The organism is Pontibacter aydingkolensis, assembly GCF_019443125.1.
Lineage (GTDB): Bacteria > Bacteroidota > Bacteroidia > Cytophagales > Hymenobacteraceae > Pontibacter > Pontibacter aydingkolensis.
This window is the reverse complement of sequence record NZ_JAHYXK010000001.1, coordinates 442,642-459,495: the sequence shown is the minus strand read 5'-3', so window position 1 is coordinate 459,495 and position 16,854 is coordinate 442,642. Positions and strand designations below refer to the sequence as shown.

The 16,854-nt window shown below is 46.0% G+C and carries 13 protein-coding genes; 5 read left to right on the top strand and 8 right to left on the bottom strand.

From position 1 onward, the window contains the following. Nucleotides 1–268: 268 nt before the first annotated feature. The 3 genes from K0O23_RS02080 to K0O23_RS02070 all read left to right on the top strand — a co-directional run bounded on the left by K0O23_RS02080 (nt 269) and on the right by K0O23_RS02070 (nt 2,831). Complete coding sequence (locus K0O23_RS02080) at nt 269–1,039, top strand: segregation and condensation protein A (RefSeq protein WP_317195621.1); 771 nt, start codon at nt 269–271, stop codon at nt 1,037–1,039. Nucleotides 1,040–1,098: 59 nt separating this feature from the next. Next, on the top strand, nt 1,099–2,220 hold the full coding sequence (locus K0O23_RS02075) for a lysylphosphatidylglycerol synthase transmembrane domain-containing protein (RefSeq protein ID WP_317195619.1): 1,122 nt from the start codon (nt 1,099–1,101) through the stop codon (nt 2,218–2,220). A gap of 107 nt (nt 2,221–2,327) precedes the next feature. After that, nucleotides 2,328–2,831, top strand: a complete 504-nt coding sequence (locus K0O23_RS02070) for a membrane lipoprotein lipid attachment site-containing protein (protein WP_219875712.1) — start codon at nt 2,328–2,330, stop codon at nt 2,829–2,831. Nucleotides 2,832–2,881: 50 nt separating this feature from the next. Here K0O23_RS02070 and K0O23_RS02065 read toward each other — a convergent pair whose 3' ends face one another. The 4 genes from K0O23_RS02065 to K0O23_RS02045 all read right to left on the bottom strand — a co-directional run bounded on the left by K0O23_RS02065 (nt 2,882) and on the right by K0O23_RS02045 (nt 6,451). After that, nucleotides 2,882–3,292 carry a VOC family protein gene (locus tag K0O23_RS02065; RefSeq protein ID WP_219875711.1) on the bottom strand — a complete coding sequence of 137 codons (411 nt, stop codon included), beginning with the start codon at nt 3,290–3,292 and terminating at the stop codon, nt 2,882–2,884. Between the two features lie 143 nt (nt 3,293–3,435). Next, nucleotides 3,436–3,972 carry a GNAT family N-acetyltransferase gene (locus K0O23_RS02060; protein ID WP_219875710.1) on the bottom strand — a complete coding sequence of 179 codons (537 nt, stop codon included), beginning with the start codon at nt 3,970–3,972 and terminating at the stop codon, nt 3,436–3,438. Between the two features lie 360 nt (nt 3,973–4,332). Next, nucleotides 4,333–5,190, bottom strand: a complete 858-nt coding sequence (locus K0O23_RS02050) for a restriction endonuclease (protein WP_219875708.1) — start codon at nt 5,188–5,190, stop codon at nt 4,333–4,335. A gap of 271 nt (nt 5,191–5,461) precedes the next feature. Then, on the bottom strand, nt 5,462–6,451 hold the full coding sequence (locus tag K0O23_RS02045) for an aspartate-semialdehyde dehydrogenase (RefSeq protein WP_219875707.1): 990 nt from the start codon (nt 6,449–6,451) through the stop codon (nt 5,462–5,464). A 316-nt stretch (nt 6,452–6,767) separates the two neighbouring features. Between K0O23_RS02045 and K0O23_RS02040 the strand changes: the two genes are divergently transcribed. Next, the gene (locus K0O23_RS02040; RefSeq protein ID WP_219875706.1) at nt 6,768–9,353 is read left to right on the top strand and encodes a lamin tail domain-containing protein; all 2,586 of its coding nucleotides are present in this window, start codon (nt 6,768–6,770) and stop codon (nt 9,351–9,353) included. A 146-nt stretch (nt 9,354–9,499) separates the two neighbouring features. On the opposite strand, the gene K0O23_RS02035 is transcribed toward K0O23_RS02040, so the two are convergent. Together K0O23_RS02035 and K0O23_RS02030 are read right to left on the bottom strand one after the other, a co-directional pair. Further along, nucleotides 9,500–11,185 carry an IPT/TIG domain-containing protein gene (locus tag K0O23_RS02035; RefSeq protein ID WP_219875705.1) on the bottom strand — a complete coding sequence of 562 codons (1,686 nt, stop codon included), beginning with the start codon at nt 11,183–11,185 and terminating at the stop codon, nt 9,500–9,502. Between the two features lie 291 nt (nt 11,186–11,476). After that, entirely contained in the window at nt 11,477–12,667 is a 1,191-nt protein-coding gene (locus tag K0O23_RS02030) for an alpha/beta fold hydrolase (RefSeq protein WP_219875704.1), read from the bottom strand. 226 nt (nt 12,668–12,893) lie between these two features. Between K0O23_RS02030 and K0O23_RS02025 the strand changes: the two genes are divergently transcribed. Continuing rightward, nucleotides 12,894–13,721 (top strand): sulfite exporter TauE/SafE family protein, encoded by an 828-nt coding sequence (locus tag K0O23_RS02025; RefSeq protein WP_317195618.1) that lies wholly within the window; start codon nt 12,894–12,896, stop codon nt 13,719–13,721. Nucleotides 13,722–14,046: 325 nt separating this feature from the next. Here K0O23_RS02025 and K0O23_RS02020 read toward each other — a convergent pair whose 3' ends face one another. Both K0O23_RS02020 and K0O23_RS02015 read right to left on the bottom strand, forming a co-directional pair. Next, complete coding sequence (locus K0O23_RS02020; protein ID WP_219875703.1) at nt 14,047–15,471, bottom strand: TolC family protein; 1,425 nt, start codon at nt 15,469–15,471, stop codon at nt 14,047–14,049. Continuing rightward, entirely contained in the window at nt 15,471–16,853 is a 1,383-nt protein-coding gene (locus K0O23_RS02015; RefSeq protein ID WP_219875702.1) for an HlyD family secretion protein, read from the bottom strand. Before K0O23_RS02015 ends, K0O23_RS02020 begins: the two co-directional genes overlap by 1 nt. Between the last annotated feature and the right edge of the window lies 1 nt (nt 16,854).

The window sequence follows — 16,854 nt, the reverse complement described above, 5'->3', positions numbered from 1 at the left end:
CTTTAAGTGCATTTAGCTATCGCAAAACTGTCTGCCTAATTATAGCGCAAATACTATATAATTGGAATTAAATGCTTATAGTTATACTTTGTAACTTTTTTTGCTGTAAATAAACAGTACATCTTGGGTTATACTTTTAATAGCTGCAACTAGTTATGAACCAGCCAGCAAAGGTTTAGGTTGAGGAGAGAGAAATGGCGGTAATACGCCGGAAATGTTTATTTTTGTAACCGGCGCTGCAGCAAGCGCTTACTAAAAGGCAGAATACGTGAGTTTCGAAATCAGATTACCCTTGTTTGAAGGTCCTTTCGACCTGTTGCTATTCTTTATTGAGCGCGATGAGCTGGACATACATGACATTCCAATCTTCCAGATCACGAATGAGTTTGTGGGCTACATACGCCAGTTGGAGCAGCTAAACATAGAGATAGCCAGCGATTTTATACTTACGGCTGCCACGTTAATGCGCATTAAGGCCAAAATGCTGCTGCCACGCACCGAAAAAGACGAAGAAGGCAACGAGATTGACCCTCGCCAGGAACTGGTACAACACCTGCTGGAGTATAAAAAGTATAAAACCGCCACGCCTGTACTTTCCGAGATGGAGGATATGCGCCTTGCCCAGGAAAACCGCGGCAACATAAACGAGGAACTGCAGCAGATCGCCAACGCCAACCACTTTGAATATGAACTGCAGGACCTTAGCCTTTACAAACTGATGCGGGTGTTCGACAAGGCGATGCTACGCTTTGAAGAAGAGCAGAACAGGCCGAAGCACACCATCATCCAGTATCCTTATACTATAGAACAGCAGCGCGAAGTGATCATGAACATGGTAATGCAGCGTAAAAATGTGGCCTTTTCGCAGATAATAGCCGAGTTTCCGGACAAGATAGGTATGATCTTCAATTTCCTGGCTATTCTGGACATGCTGCAGCTGAACCTTATCGACATTGAAGTAGGAGATGGCTTCAACGACTTTATCATCATTAATACAGCAGACAAAGCCAACCAGGTAACGCAACTGCTGGTAGAATAATCCTGTAAGCTATTAAATTTACTAACTTGCCAAAAGTTTAGCTGAACTACCAAAGCATTTTGCCTGCTAACAGCACAGATACCGGCAGACACTATCAGCCCTACATGGACCAGAACAAGAAGACGATACTTAAAAGCTTTAGCCCTGTTAAAATACTTATCCCGGTTTTGCTGGGTTTGGCGGCAACGGCATGGCTTTTTATCAAGGATGATAAGGTAGGAGAGTTGAAGGGTATCGTGGAGGCCAATGTGTGGTGGCTTGTTGCAGCGCTTGCCGTGCTTGTTATCCGCGACCTGGGCTATATGTACCGCATTCGCTCGCTTACAGATAAGTTCCTTACCTGGCGCAACAGCCTCGACGTGATCATGCTCTGGGAGTTTGCCTCTGCCGTAACGCCTTCTGTAGTAGGTGGTACCACAGTAGCCACGATCATACTTAACAAAGAAGGTATACCGCTGGGCAAGTCGCTGGCTTATGTGATGCTGACGGCTGTGCTCGATAACATGTTCTTTATTGTGGCGGCCCCCATTGCGCTACTGCTAACGCAAGGCGAAGTATTCCCGACCTTTAACCTCGACCCATCCGATATTGCCAAGCTTAAATCTGCTTTTTATGTAAGCTATGGCCTCATAGCGGTTTATACTTTTATCATGATCTATGCCTTGTTTGTAAGGCCAAGAGCATTTAAATGGCTGCTGATCAGGGTTACATCTATTGGGTTTATGCGTAAGTGGCGCGTAAATGCGTTTCAGCACGGCAACGAAATCATGTGGGCATCGGAACAGCTTAAAGGCAAGGATTTTAACTACTGGGCCAGGGCCATTATCTCTACTATTTTTGTGTGGAGCGCACGCTACTTCCTGCTGAACTGCCTTATCGCGGCCTTTACAGATGTTACACTTGGTGAGCACGCCCTTATCATTTCCCGCAACCTGATATTCTGGATCGTGATGCTGATTGCCATAACACCTGGCGGAGCTGGTATTGTAGAGATGGCGTTCCCGAGTTTCTTTGGCCTGTTCCTGGGTAGCTTCAGTAATATTGTAGTGGTGCTTTATCGCCTGATTACTTATTACCCCTACCTTATACTGGGCTCTTTCTTCCTGCCAAAATGGATTGCGAAGGTTTTCGGAAGCCGGCCACAGGAGCAGGAAGTGGTTACAGAAAAGTATAGAAGCTAACACTTCGGGTTTCATCTGCTTGTTAACCATTAATACACTCACGCTGTAAAGTATAAGTATAGGCCATACTTTCAGCGTTCTATTTTATACATCAGTTTATACTTCTCATGAAACGATTTGTACTTCCCCTATTGGCCATTTTATACTTAGCCGGCTGCTCTGATAGCAACACCTCTTTAGAGCAAGAATTAAAAGCCGCTGTAACAGAAGGCGAAGCCGGGCCAAAGGGGTATAAAACCGTAAAACTTACAGAACTGACAGATTTTGAGTGGGACAAAGTATATTACTTTCAGCCAAACGAGAATAAATGGGCAATTAGTGATGTAATTGGCTTTAGATGGGAAGGCGACGACATAGAGCCAAATCACAGGCGCCTGCTTTTTGTAAAAGGTGAAGAAGTAGTGTCGTATACCGATTATGACTATACCGAATTTCCGCTGTTTGTTTACGGATGCCAGAACGACAGATGGATTTACCCAAGCAGCCGAAGCGAGTTTGCTACGTTTAAGTACTGCATTGGCGAACAGGAAGTGTATACTTTTATACCTGTAGCTTGTGCCGAAGATATCCGGGAACTGATGGAGTATGAGTGCGCGGAGAAAACAGAATAAAGTATGAAAGCCGGTTTAACCTGTTTTTTTGTACCGTAAACCTTAAGTAGTTATTTACTTTCGCTGATCTCAAATAAGTGCCCGTCCGGGTCATAGAAAAAGCACCTGATCTCAGAGCCCCATTCTTTGGGAGGAGTTATAAATTCAATGCCTTTAGCTTTGAGAGTCTCGTAGGATTTGCGGCAGTGCTGCACTCGAATAGTGAACGAGTGGCTCACATGATTTTTGTTTTCTGGTGGCGCAAAGCTTACGTCGGGTTTGTCTTCGGAGGGGCCTCCCGAAGTTACCAGCAAAAGCCAGTTGCCCAGGAACTTTAGAACAACTGATGTGCCGCCGTACTCCCGGTATAATTCAGCCCCTAGTTTATTTAAATAAAAGTCTTTCGATTTCTCCATATCTGCCACAACCAAAATGGTGGTGAGTTCAGATTTATGAAAAGGGTTTTCGTGTGAGTCTGCCATATACTAAAATGTCTGTAACACTTATGTAAACGGCTATCAGGAATAGGAGTGTTTGATAAGTTTTAAAATTTACTGTATAGAAATAGAAATACCTTTCCGGAGCAGAGACTGACCAAAGTAAAAAAACTGGTTTTATGTTCAGATCACGTGCTTATACTTGGCTGTAAATTCGGGTTAGAGATTCTCCAGCGGATAAAATCTTCTGTGGTACTAACCTGCTGCATTCCTAGTTTTACGAGTACTCTGGCAGATGGCGCATTACCTAACAAACACCTTGCTGTGATCGCCTTTACGCCTGGCTGCTGAAATGCCCAGTTCATAAGACCTTGGGCCGTTTCTAAGCCATACCCTCTGTTTTGCGCCTGCGCTATAATAGCATACCCGATATCCACCTCGCCATCAGCGTTGGGCAAACCTTTAAATCCGACATCTCCAATCACAGTCATGCTAACCCGGTGCACCACCATATACGACTCAAAGCCAGTAGGCTCCTTTACCAGTTCCAGGTTTTTGATGATCTTCGGGAATGTGTCAATTGCTTCCTGGTCGGGCCAGAAGGGTGTAAGCTGAAGGCCAAGTTTTGGAAGTATACTTGTGTCACCAGCCATCAGCGTTTTGGTAGCCTCTAAAGTGAAGGGTATAAGTATAAGCCTGTTGGTGTGGATGGGTTGTGGGGGCATGGTGTTTAACTATCGCTAAAATTACGACAAGGGAGGCGAAAATGTGGATATCTATGTTAACGGCGCAGCTGGTTTTTTGAAAGATGGATACTTTATAAAAAAGATCAGGGGTCCAATAACAGGCAGAAACAGCGTTCCTATTAACCAGACTATTTTATGAGTAGCGTCGAGTCTGTTTGTAACCAGTATCATTATCCAAGAGATCAAGAATAAAGGGATTCCTGATAATATTACCGTTTGCCAAAATATCAATCCTATTCCGGGTGTTACTAATTCCATAAGTTTGTTTTTAGTGATTATTGTTTATAAAATTTAAATATACTTGTTTACTGTTAGAAACTTTTAAAATGGAGCTCATGACTAAAAATTAGCGAACCACTCCTTCTTGATTTTAACTTTTTCTACTAATTCAACTTCTACGCCTAGCCTTAGCTCTTTTAACTTTTCAGCAAACTCATTTCCATCTATTAAATCAATGGGAGGTGCGCCATCTCTGTTTGCTTCTTTCTTGGCTTCTCTGGTGAAACTACCAGTGGTCAGAATAAGGCCTTTGTCGGCTCTTCCTATCATTGCACCTCTAAAGTCTCTCACTACGTTTGACCCTACACTTCCCTGGTACCTTTTTGCTTGAAAAACCACATGGAATGAGAGTACACCGCCAAGCCTTATAAGCCCTTGCCCATCTATTCCGCCATCATTAGAACGCTGGGTGACTTCTACATTTAGAAAGCCAAGCTCACGGAGGAGCCTTTGGCACAGTCTTTCAAATTTATCTGGTGTAATTTTCTTAACAGAATCTAGCAGCTCTTCTTGCCATGAAAACTCTAAAAGCTCTTCGCTGGAGTTTTCAATATCTGTAGAAGGTGGCTTGTTATTGTCCTGACGTTCTTTTTTATCGAGCTTTACTACAGCTTTCTTTACCTGCTGCTTATCTACAAAAGGGGTAGCTTTCCCTTTCCCAGTTAATGCCCATACTCCTTTAGAAGAGTTCTCAATAAGTCCATATCTTTTTAAATAATTTCTTGCCCATGCTAACCTATAGGTAAGCTTAGTGGTGCTTTCCCTATGGATGTCATTTATCTCATCTTCAGAAAGCTTTAGTATCTCACTTACCTGTTCCTCTATTTCTCTTACAGACCCGGAACCTCCAAGTATATTAAGTGCCTGTAACGTAGGATTGAATAAGTCATCGTACTTGTACTTGAAAATTTCGCTCATAAAGACTGCTAAAGTATAAATTTAAGGAGTACATGAATATATACTATTTCTAATACATTGTAGAAGTTTTTGGTAAAATTTTCGCCGTTTATGATTTCAAAGTCCGAAACCAACCTGCTGCTGATTTCCTAATCCGCTTAACCCGACATAAATAAAAAAACGGGGACTAAGAAGTCCCCGTCAGATAGCTTCCGGACTGGGAAGTCCGGAAGAGCAAATGCAATTTATACTTTGTCGTGCTACTTGATACGTGCTACGAGATACGCAAAACCTACACTAGTTTGTGCTTCACCAAATACTCTGCAATCTGCACGGCATTGGTAGCAGCACCTTTACGCAGGTTATCCGCCACAATCCACATGTTTACAGTTCTTGGCTGGGTTTCATCTAAGCGTACACGGCCAACTAAAACCTCGTCTTTGCCATGTGCATCTTTTGGCATCGGGTATTGCAGGTTTTTTACGTCATCTACTACCTTCACGCCTTCCGTTTCACCAAGTATGCGGTATACTTCATCCAGTGTAAAGTCCTTCTCAAACTCCACGTTAACAGACTCCGAGTGGCCACCCATTACCGGTATACGAACCGCTGTGGCTGTAACACGGATAGAGTCGTCGCCCATGATCTTCTTTGTTTCGAGGATCATCTTCATCTCCTCTTTGGTATAGCCGTTGTCCTGAAACACATCGATGTGCGGCAACACGTTCAGATCAATAGGGTATGGGTAAGCTTTCTCGCCTTCTTTGCCGGCGCGCTCGTTCATGAGCTGCTCCACCGCTTTCACACCAGTACCTGTTACCGACTGGTAAGTGCTAACCACAATGCGCTTCGCCTTAAGCTCCTCGTGCAGCTTGTTCAGGGCCACCACCATTTGGATGGTAGAGCAGTTCGGGTTGGCAATTATCTTATCTTCTTTAGTCAGCTCTTTAGCGTTTATCTCCGGCACTACCAGTTTTTTGGTTGGGTCCATGCGCCACGCCGACGAGTTATCTACTACAACAGTATCAACCTCGGCAAACTTTGGAGCCCACTCCGTAGAGGTACTGCCGCCAGCCGAGAAAATGGCAATTTGCGGGGCAGCCGCAATCGCGTCCTGCATTCCGATAACCTTTATCTGTTTACCCTTAAACTCCATCTGTTTACCAACAGATCTCTCAGAAGCAACCAACAATAATTCCGTAACCGGGAAGTCGCGCTCCGCCAGTACTTTCAAAATTTCGCCGCCTACCAATCCGGTGGCGCCTACTACTGCTACTTTCATTTAAGGTATGTATTTAATTGTTTAATGGCTTGATTGTAGGTTGTTGATTGTTACTTGCAGGGGGTATAATTCGGACAGGTCGCGACCTGTCCCTACAAGAACCTTACCTCTCTAACTCCCAAACACTCAAACTTTCTAACTCTTTAACTAACGCCCCCGGCTCACGTAAAAGTTCTAAAATTCACGAAAGCGGTTGCGTTGTGTTTGACCTCACAGTGTTTTTCGAACCTGTGAGTGTCTCCGTTTGCTCAGACAATAGCTGATCAATACTTCACATGGCTGCAAATTACGTAAGTTTTTACCACAATTTCAGCGCATGAAACAAACTTTACTCACTATACTTCTGCTGCTTCCACTCTGGGTGAACGCTCAACTCCAGGAAAACTTCTCCGACGGTAACTTCACGCAAAACCCCACCTGGGCAGGAGATGAAAGTAGTTTTATCGTTAACTCCCAAAACCAGCTGCAAAGCAATGGGCCTGCTGTTACGGGTACTATACTTCACTTAAGCACTCCGTCACAAGCTGTAGTTGGCACTACCTGGGAGTTCTGGGCAAATCTGAAACTGGCAACCTCTTCTACAAATTATACCGATGTTTACCTGACTTCAGATAAAGAAGACCTGAAATCAGCAGACATAAACGGCTATTTCGTGCGTATAGGCAACACAGCCGACGAGGTTAGCCTTTACCGAAAAGATGCTGGTAAAACAGCCGTAATGATCATTAACGGGCAGGATGGAACTATCGGTACCAGTAATAATATAGCGCGCGTACGGGTAACGCGAAGTATAAACCATGAGTGGGAGCTACGTATAGATGTGTCCGGCACGGGGCAGAACTTTGTGAGCCAGGGTACCGCTACAGATGCCACGCACAAACGTTCCGCATACTTTGGAGTGGTGGTTCGTTATACTTCTGCCAACAGCAAAAACTTTTACTTCGATGATTTCAGTATTACAGACGCGCAGCCCCCTGTGCTGGATGAATTACAGACTATTACCACCCAGGAACTTATACTTCGGTTTAACGAGCCGCTACAACCAGCCCAAGCAACTACTACAGCCAACTATACTTTAAACGGAAGTATAAAACCCATTATAGCAGAGCTAACCGAAGCAGGCACCGTACGGCTGGTGTTTAGCCAGAACTTCAGCATTGGCACAAACGCTGTAAGTATAGCAAACCTGCAAGACCTGTATGGCAATGTACTTGCTAACCCGATAGAGCGAAATTTCAATTTTGTGCCTCCGCCTGTACTTCCTGGTTATAATGAGCTTCTCATCACCGAGATCATGGCCGACGAAAACCCTGTAGTTGGCCTGCCTGCACAGGAGTATATCGAGCTTTACAATGCCACTGCTGACAAGGTGCTTATGCTGCAGGGCATCCGCTACTCCGACGCCACTTCTACCACCACATTCCCTAATGTGCAGTTACTACCCGGCGAGTATGCGGTAGTAGTGCCCAACACACAGGTAGCCAATTTTTCGCAATATGGGCGTGTTATCGGTATCAGCAATTTCCCAAGCCTGAACAACACTGGTGAGCTACTACAATTACGCCAACCTAATGGCAGGCTCATTGTTGCTGTAAACTACTCAGACACCTGGTACAAAAATACCAGCAAGCGCGATGGGGGCTGGAGCCTGGAGATGATAGATGTAACAAACCCCTGTGCCGGAATCGCAAACTGGGCAGCTTCTGTAAACCCACGCGGCGGCACACCGGCACAAGCAAACTCTGTAGCAGCATCTAACCCAGACAATACGCCGCCTGCAATTGCAGATGCTACTGCCATTGCCCCAGACAGAGTTTTGCTTCGCTTTACTGAACGCCTTGATAGCACACAGGCAGCAAGTATAGCCAATTACAGCATCAACCCAGGTATACCCATAAGCAGCATACAAGTGCAGGGGCCACTGTTTACCGAAGTTATACTTATACTTGGCGCACCCTTGCACGAGCGTCAACTGTATACTTTAATTGCCAAAAGTATACCCGACTGCTCCGGTAACTTAAGCAGCCAGCCACTAAGTATTACTTTTGCCCTGCCATCGGCACCTGTTTTCGGAGATGTGGTGATAAACGAGATACTGTTTAACCCACGGCCAAACGGAGTAGACTTTGTGGAGCTTGTAAACCGCAGCAACAAGTACATTAACCTAAAAGACTGGAAACTGGCCAATACCTCCGGCGACACCATCAGTAACATCAGAAGTATAACTGCGGCAAACTATGTGCTGGCACCGGGGCAATATGTAGTGCTCACCTCTAACCCTGACAATATCAAAAGCAATTACCCTGCTGCCCGTGAGCAAACTTTCCTGCGTATGGCCAGCCTGCCATCTTACCCTGATGCAGCCGGCACTGTTGTTGTGTTGCAACCTAATACCCAGTTGGCAGACAGGTTTAGCTATACTGATAAAATGCACTTTGCTCTGCTAGATGATAAGAATGGTGTGTCTCTTGAGCGGATAAGGCTGGAAGGGACAACTACGGCAGATAACTTTCACTCGGCGGCAACCACCGTCTTCGCTACACCGGGCTACCGAAATTCCCAGTCGCAGGAAGGTGTACGGGCACAGCAGGTATTTAAAATAGAGCCGAAGGTTTTCTCTCCGGATGCAGACGGGTTTGATGATTTTACCACCATCAACTACAATACAGATAAAACAGGCTATGTTGCAAACATTACTATTTTTGATGCGCAAGGGCGTGAGGTAAGAAAGTTGGTGCGTAATGAGTTGCTGTCGGCAGAGGGCTTTTTCAGGTGGGATGGCTTACGGCAGGATGGTACAAAAGCTAATATCGGTACTTACATACTTTACATCGAGCTTTTTGGGCTAAACGGGGAGAAAGGGGAGTTTAAAGAGCGGGTTGTTGTTGGCGGAAGGTTTTAGTGAACAAAGAAGTCAGTAAAACTTCATTCTCAGATTTGCCGGTCTGGTTTTGTATACAACTCCTCAAGTACATGCATAGTCTGTGCTTCAACTGGGCTCCAAACTCAAAGTATAACCAGTTATAAAGTTGATCCTGCTTTATACTTCTACTCCGTTACAGTAAAGTCATCGTTGCTGATTACCGTTCTTCCGCTGAATAGAACGCTGATCTTAACAGGGCCTGTAATGCCGGTTGGTACCTTCGCCGTTATACTTGATGCATTATAACTTAGAATCTGTGCTCCTAGGGTGCCAAACCTGACCCCGGTATAATAATTAGGGATAAAGTTGGCAACCTGAATCGTAACAGTTGTACCTGCTGGGCCTGTGCCAGGCGTGAAGGAAGTGATAAGCGGCTCTAAAACTGTAAAGTCTTCAAAAGTATAAATCCTTTGCGTGCCAAATTGCACAGCCAGCTGCGTTGCCCCGGCAGGCACACTGGCAGGTACTATTACCTTAATGGCGTTAGCAGTGGCACTGAAAGAATTAACGCCAATTAACCCAAAGTAAACAGTATAGCTATTGCCTGGCTGAAAAGTGCCATATATGGTTACTTCTTTCCCAAGGCCACCTGAAGCTGGTGAGAAACCTGTTATAGTCGGGGCTAGTACCTCAAACTGCTGTGTTGCTGTTACGGTGTATGGGCCTATCGTAACATGTACATCGTGGCTGCCAATGTATGCACCAGACGGAACGACTACAGTTATCTGATTAGAGGTAACGTAATTGATGGCTGCCGGTGTGTCTCCCAACTTCACACTGATCGAGTTGCTGTAAGGATAGGTAACAGGGAAACCATTGCCTGTAATAGTAAAGAGGCTCCCTGCCAGGCCAGATTCCCTGGAGATGGAAGTGATGGTGTGGGGAGTTAAGGTATACTCTTCCGGAAGTACAGTTGTAACACCGTCTATCAACACGGATACAGGCACTTTCTTCGCAGTTAAATTATGGGGTACAGTTGCTCTTATCTCTGATGAATTGAGGGTGTTGGCTGTAGCCTCTTGTGTTCCGAAAAATACCCGCGCAGCACCATAATACGAGTTGTAGGCAAAGTTGTCGCCAGCAATTGTTACAACAGTGCCGATTGGACCTGAATTAGGCGTAAAGCCATATAGGGATGGGTTAACAACAAAATTAGGCGAGACATTAATGGTCTTATCGAATATTTTTATCGATACAGGTACCTGTCTGTTGCTATAATTGGAGAACTGAACTCCGGTGGGCACCTCCACCACGATTTTAGAAGGAGATACTTCTAGAGCTTTTGCTGGGGCGTTGCCGAAGGTAACTTGTATGTCGGATGGGTTACTGGTGTAAAAGCTTCCGGTGATAGTAATTTTGTCGCCTGCCTTGCCTTTGTTCGGCGATATGTCCTGAGGCATGGCATTGGGGAGTTTAACGGATACAACCTGCCCAAGCGTAGTGCCTTTTTCGTTCGTGATAAAAGCTCTGGCATACAAAACCGGATTGGTGTAATTTTTACTGATAGCGCTTAAGCCCGTAAGTTCGTGACTGAAAGCACCCGTCGGGGCATCCTTGCCCAAAGAAACTTTATCACCTCTGAACTCATTTATATCAGGCGCAAAGGCATAGATAAAGCCATAATCTGTAACCGGATATTTGCCCTTGGTTACAATAGTGCCCTGCAATGTAACCTGTGATGGCGATTGAGCTACAAGTATACCTGTACTGACAGCTGGTAGTATCTCCTCGTCTTCTTTATCCTTGCACCCCTGAAGAATGAACAAGGGTAACAGCAGCAGGAGAGAGGCAAGGTGAAATAAGGATTTCATATAAGGGCATTAGTGTGTTTGTTGGGCATAGCTTGTCAGATTTTCATAAACTTCATTTTGGGTGGATGAAGAAGTATGCTATCTGTACTGGTAATCATTTGAATGCACGAATATAAAGATATTTTAACATTAGATAAAAGCTATGCTTCAGCGCTTAAAATTTAAAAATTAATGTTGAGTCTCAGCTACATAAATGCCAATGCTGCTGAGGGGATAGGTTAAGTAAAAGTGCTATAAACAAAAAAGCCCCACAGCATTACCTGTAGAGCTTCAGTGTATTTTATATTAAGACTAGAATGCTTTTATCCAAGGTACCAGCGACTGCAGCATCGGTACAAAAGAAGTACTGTGTGTACCACCGTTTATACTTATCAGTTCGGTATGAGGTGCGCCCTGCGCTTTAAAGCGATCATAAGTCAGCTGAGAGTTTTCGAAAGGCACAATGTTGTCGGCAGTTCCGTGATACAAACGGGTTGGACTTTGCGGAGCCCAGCCATGAAAGCTGTTATCTTGCAGTGCCTGCTTTAGTACAAGCTCTTTGTCTGCCTCTTTCAGGCCATTGTAAAACGCAGGCGTAAACAACTTCTGCGGGTTAGTGGTGAGCTCGCGGTTAATGGCGCTGCCACCGTTGCTGCCATTAAATAGCTGTGGCAACTTGCTCGCATAAGGCTCCTGAAAAAGCTCATTTAAAGGTCGGTTCCAGCTATTGGTGTGGTTGTAGGCCTGTAAAATATAGGCCAGGTACGCTGGGTAAGTATACGCTTGGCCAGATGTGATACCTGACAGCATGTGCGTTAGATCATAACCACCTGCGCCCGCTGCCGAGGCCGTTATTTTAAGTTGATGCGATGGGTTGGTCTCAATCTCTTTCTGAGCGGCCAGCGTTACATAGCCACCCTCCGAATATCCTACCAGAAACAGCTGCTCATTCGTTTTTACATCCTTTTCCCGGTAAAAGCCTCGTGCAGCCTTGATCATATCTACCACGGCTAAGGCTGAATGCTTCTGGTCATAATAGGGATGGAAAATATGCTTCGACTCTCCAAAGCCAATATAGTCCGGAATAAGCGTTACATAACCGGCGGCAGCAAAAAGCTCAAAGCCACTTAAGCCTGTAAAGCTGGACGGAGCATCGTTATGGGTAAAAATGGTGCCGTGTTGCGCACTGATAACCGGCGCTGCCGTTTCCATGCCCTGTGGTACACAAACCAAACCGGAGGCTTTTATCTCCTTGCCCTGGTATGAAGTATAATATTGCAGCCTGTAAACCGATACGCCATACTTTATGTCGTTGGCATAAACTCCGTACCCATCTGCCACCGCCAGCGATTGCAGCAAACTTTTCGGAACCGTTGTAACAAGCTCCGACGATATGTAAAGTTCTTTTTCTGCTATGGGTGCAGCAACAGCGTCTTTCTCGCAACTGGTATGTGTGGCAAGCGTGCCAAAAAGCAAAGTATAAATTAAAAGTAGTCTTATCACTGGTGTAGCTTGTAAGAATAAATCCGGGTTGTTGATGGTAACATTGGCTGTACAAGAAGAGTGCCATCTGCAACTTTAAAGGCTTTGTGCTAAATATTATGGCCACAATTGCTGCAGATGATGCTTTGTTCGCGTAACTTGCACACTTTTTACTGGCGCCGCATTACTGCTGTAAGTTAAGTTGTTATGGCTGCTTTGTGGCCTGTGTTATATTCTGTTTATACTTGTGGAAATAGAAATTATACTTTACCTGTGCTTTTTCGCTTTTCTGGCCGGGTTCATTGATTCGATAGTAGGTGGTGGGGGCCTGATTCAGTTGCCGGCCCTGCTGGTGTTTTTGCCCGGAGTGCCATTGCCGGTTGCATTTGGCACGGGTAAATTTGCCGGCATTGCAGGCACTACTGCGGCCATGGTGCGGTATGTGCGAACAGTTAAGATAAACTACTGGGCTATACTTCCGGCCGCTGGTGCGGCTTTTGTGTTCTCTTTTCTGGGAGCCAGGGCACTTGCTCACATAGATGCCAGTTTGATGAAGCCGCTTATACTTGTGCTGCTGGTGCTGGTGGCGGTGTATACTTTTATCAAAAAAGACTTCGGCTCACTGCATGCCCCAAAGCTTACAGAGTCTAAAGAACGGCTATACGGGTTGCTGATTGGTGCCTCTATTGGATTCTATGACGGCTTCTTTGGCCCTGGAACCGGCAGCTTTCTAATCTTTATCTTTATCGGAGTGTTTGGCTTTAACTTTCTGGCTGCCTCAGCGGCATCTAAAGTAGTTAATGTGGCTACTAACCTCTCGGCGCTTTTATACTTTGCCTATAAGGGATTCGTGCTGTATGAAGTGGCTATACCCATGGCTATTTGCAGTATACTTGGTTCCCAACTAGGCACACGTACAGCCCTTAAGCGTGGTGTTGGCTTTGTGCGCGTGCTGTTCCTGGTGGTTGTGTCCGGCATCATCTTTAAATTTGCCTACGATACCTACGGCACCGGCGGCAGCGATTTTGCTCATCTGGCTACCACAGTGCAGCAATGGTTTGGCCGTAAAGGATAGGTTTCGTTATTCGAAATGTAGAGACGCAATACCTTGCGTCTTGGTGGCTACAGGGCGATGGGTTTGGCTGATGGTGAACGTAGAAATGCAACACGTTGCGGCTAAACTATTTTCCTGGCGCAAGTCTTAAGCGAAGCGGTGACTTGTGACTTTTCATGATGGGAAGTCTTCAGACTTCCGTGAATCATACTTTCAACTTCTGCAAAATATAAGTTTATACTTCCACGAAGCCATACTTTATACTTTTGGAGGCACTGCCTTGTATTAAAAAGACGCAAGGTATTGCGTCTCTACAAAAACAAACAACGATCAACGAATAACGAACTCACTCCACCGGAACCTCGCCTGCAGCCCAGTAAAGGTATGTTTTGGCTTTAGCATACTTGGTGCGCAGTTCATACAGCTTTACCTGGGCCTCGAGGTACTTTACTTCCCTGGAATTGATCAGGAACAGGGAGCTTTCGCCGTTTTCGAAGCGTATGATTTCTCCGTCGCGAAGTATAAGGGCATTAGCTACAGCCTGCTGCTGGGTTCTTATTTGCTGCTCTAGCGCCAACAATTCGTTGTAGGCCGCCTGAACGGCTGCCGCTACTTCTCGTGCAGTTTGCGTAAACTCTAATGCATTTACTTGTTGCTTGGCCCTCGTAAGCTGCAGCTTTCCACGTTCTTCTCTCAAAAACAGAGGCAAACTAAAGCTCACACCCATTTTATAGTTATTCCCCATATGTTGCTGGTCCAGTGCTTCGGAGCCGAGGTAGAAGTCGCGTTGGAGTACATTATAATCAATGTTCAGCTTTGGCTTTAGTTTATCAGCCGCAAAGCGCTGTTCAATTGCCAGCTGGTCTCCTTTCAGGTCCAGTTTGCGGAGTTCAGGATGGTTGTTGCGGGCAAACTCCAGTAATTGCTCCACTGAGTCAGGTTGCAGGGTGGCCAGTTCGCTGCCTAACAGGGTGGGCACAGTGTTCTCCTGCAGCTCCAGTGGTACTCCGTTTTCGCCCCACAAGTGTACAGCTACCTGCAGGCGGTTATTGTTGTAGTTAAGCTGTGCCTGTTGCAGTAGTACCAGCCGGTCCTGTACTACCATTAATGCCTCAACAGTATCAATAGCGGCAAGGTCGCCTTCGCGGGCCCTGATGTTCACACCTTTCAGCCTGAAATCTGCTAACTCCAGCGCTTCCTGAAAAAGTTGCATGGTGCGGTACTGTAACAGCCAGTCCCAATAGTCTTTGGTTGCCTCCAGTAATAATTTATTTATCAGTTTAACACGCTCAGCCTCAGCAATATCCTGCATCAACTGGGCCTGCCTGAGTACAGACCTGCGTTCATCAATAAACAAGCCTTGCCCTAGGGGTATGGAGATACCTGCATAGCTCAGTCCGTTTTCAGGGGTGCTGTTCTCCGGATTCAGAAACTGGCCCTGGTTTTTTTCATAACCTGCTTTTAATACAGGCCCAAACCACAACGGCACGCGCAGAGTATTGTCCCAGGTGTTATAATACTCTTTGCCGTTAAATTCTTTGCGGTATAGCTTGCTGCTTATCTCCGGGTCGAAAACGCCGCGCGATATGCGCAATTCCTGGCGGGCCTGTTCGGTAAGCAGCCTTGCCTGCGAGGCAACAGGATGGTTTGCAAGTATAATCCGCTGGTACTCCTGTAGTGTAAGCACCTGAACAGAATCCTGCGCCTGCAAATCTTGTATCCACCAAGGCAAGCATAGTAACAGGCATAACACAAAAAAATATCTAGGCATCAGTATGCTTCCTCCTCTGTTTTTATATTGTTCTTTGCCTTGCCTTTTGTATCTGTTGCAGAGGTATACTTACCGTTGGTATAATCTGGTGGGAAATTGTTTAGCTGGCGCCAGATCTCATACCAGATCGGCACAGTGTTAAGCATGGCCCAACCATATACACCGGAACCTACGCGCAAAGCATCCGGCCACGGCTCCGTGTCAGGATCAGGCACTACCAACATTCGATATTTGCCATTTGTGGCCGTGTTATCGATCACGGCAACTTTGCCACCAAAAGTACCAAAGCTAACGTCAGGCCATCCGGAGAACACAAGCGTCGGCCACCCTTCAAACTCCACACGAACTTTATCCCCGCGGTTTATCAGTGGCAGGTCAAGGGCATCGACATACAGTTCAGCAGCCAGATTTGGGTTCTCTGGCATAATAGTGGCCAGTGCCTCACCCTCCTTTATGGTTTCTCCGATACCTGCTTTTAGCGTTCTTACCAGGTATCCATCCTGCGGCGCTACGATCTGGTAATATTGGCTGCGCACCTGTGTGCTGCTATACTCACTCTGCAGCTTGGCCACATCAGCCTGGGTACCATACACATAAGATCGGGTAGAACTGAGTTCGGCCTCTGCTTTTGCAATTTTGTCGCCATACTCAGCCTGAAGCGAGTTTAGCTCTGTGCGGGCATTCTGTAACTCGGCCTGTGTGGCTTCATACTTGTTGATGAGCGAAACAAGCTTTGCCTGTGCCTCCTGTAGTTTCAGGCGTCGCTGCTCCAGTTCCGTCAGCGATTTTAGCCCTTGCTTGTACAGGTTTTCCTGGCGCTCAAATTGCGATATGGCAACTGCCAGCTCTGTGCGTTGGGCTACCACATCCATGCTGTCGCTTTGGAGCTTCAGTCGTGTCTGTTCTATCTTGTTGCGTGCTTTCTGCAAACTAAATATCAAACCTTCGCGCAGTGCTGTTATCTGCTCCTGCAGGGCATCTACTTTATTCTCGTTGGCTGCTACGGCTCCCTGTTTTGCCTCTACCTGCTCGCCCAGCCGTGCAAGCAGGTTAGGGTCCATGTATTTCTCCTTGATCTCGGAAATGCTGGCAATTGTATCGCCTTTTTTTACAAAGGCACCTTCCATTACATGCCAGCGCTCTATACGGCCTGCTATAGTAGCCTCAATTGTCTGGGGCCTGTCCTGGGGTGTAAGCGCTGTAAGTTCACCTTCGGAGCGTATGTTCTGCGTCCAGGGCAGGAACAGGGAAAGCAATATAACCAGAAAGATTCCTCCGATCCAGTAGGCAAGAGAGCGGCCAAGACTTGGCGTCTGCACCTCAGACATTACCTCCAATTGCGGATGCCCTGTATTATCAAACTCTTTTAATTCAGTAGCCATA

What these genes read in the sequence shown, in the direction of transcription:
- K0O23_RS02015 (WP_219875702.1), bottom strand. Translation starts at nt 16,853, where the DNA reads ATGGCTACTGAATTAAAAGAGTTTGATAATACAGGGCATCCGCAATTG.
- K0O23_RS02060 (WP_219875710.1), bottom strand. Translation starts at nt 3,972, where the DNA reads ATGCCCCCACAACCCATCCACACCAACAGGCTTATACTTATACCCTTC.
- K0O23_RS02040 (WP_219875706.1), top strand. Translation starts at nt 6,768, where the DNA reads ATGAAACAAACTTTACTCACTATACTTCTGCTGCTTCCACTCTGGGTG.
- K0O23_RS02070 (WP_219875712.1), top strand. Translation starts at nt 2,328, where the DNA reads ATGAAACGATTTGTACTTCCCCTATTGGCCATTTTATACTTAGCCGGC.
- K0O23_RS02050 (WP_219875708.1), bottom strand. Translation starts at nt 5,190, where the DNA reads ATGAGCGAAATTTTCAAGTACAAGTACGATGACTTATTCAATCCTACG.
- K0O23_RS02020 (WP_219875703.1), bottom strand. Translation starts at nt 15,471, where the DNA reads ATGCCTAGATATTTTTTTGTGTTATGCCTGTTACTATGCTTGCCTTGG.
- K0O23_RS02035 (WP_219875705.1), bottom strand. Translation starts at nt 11,185, where the DNA reads ATGAAATCCTTATTTCACCTTGCCTCTCTCCTGCTGCTGTTACCCTTG.
- K0O23_RS02065 (WP_219875711.1), bottom strand. Translation starts at nt 3,292, where the DNA reads ATGGCAGACTCACACGAAAACCCTTTTCATAAATCTGAACTCACCACC.
- K0O23_RS02045 (WP_219875707.1), bottom strand. Translation starts at nt 6,451, where the DNA reads ATGAAAGTAGCAGTAGTAGGCGCCACCGGATTGGTAGGCGGCGAAATT.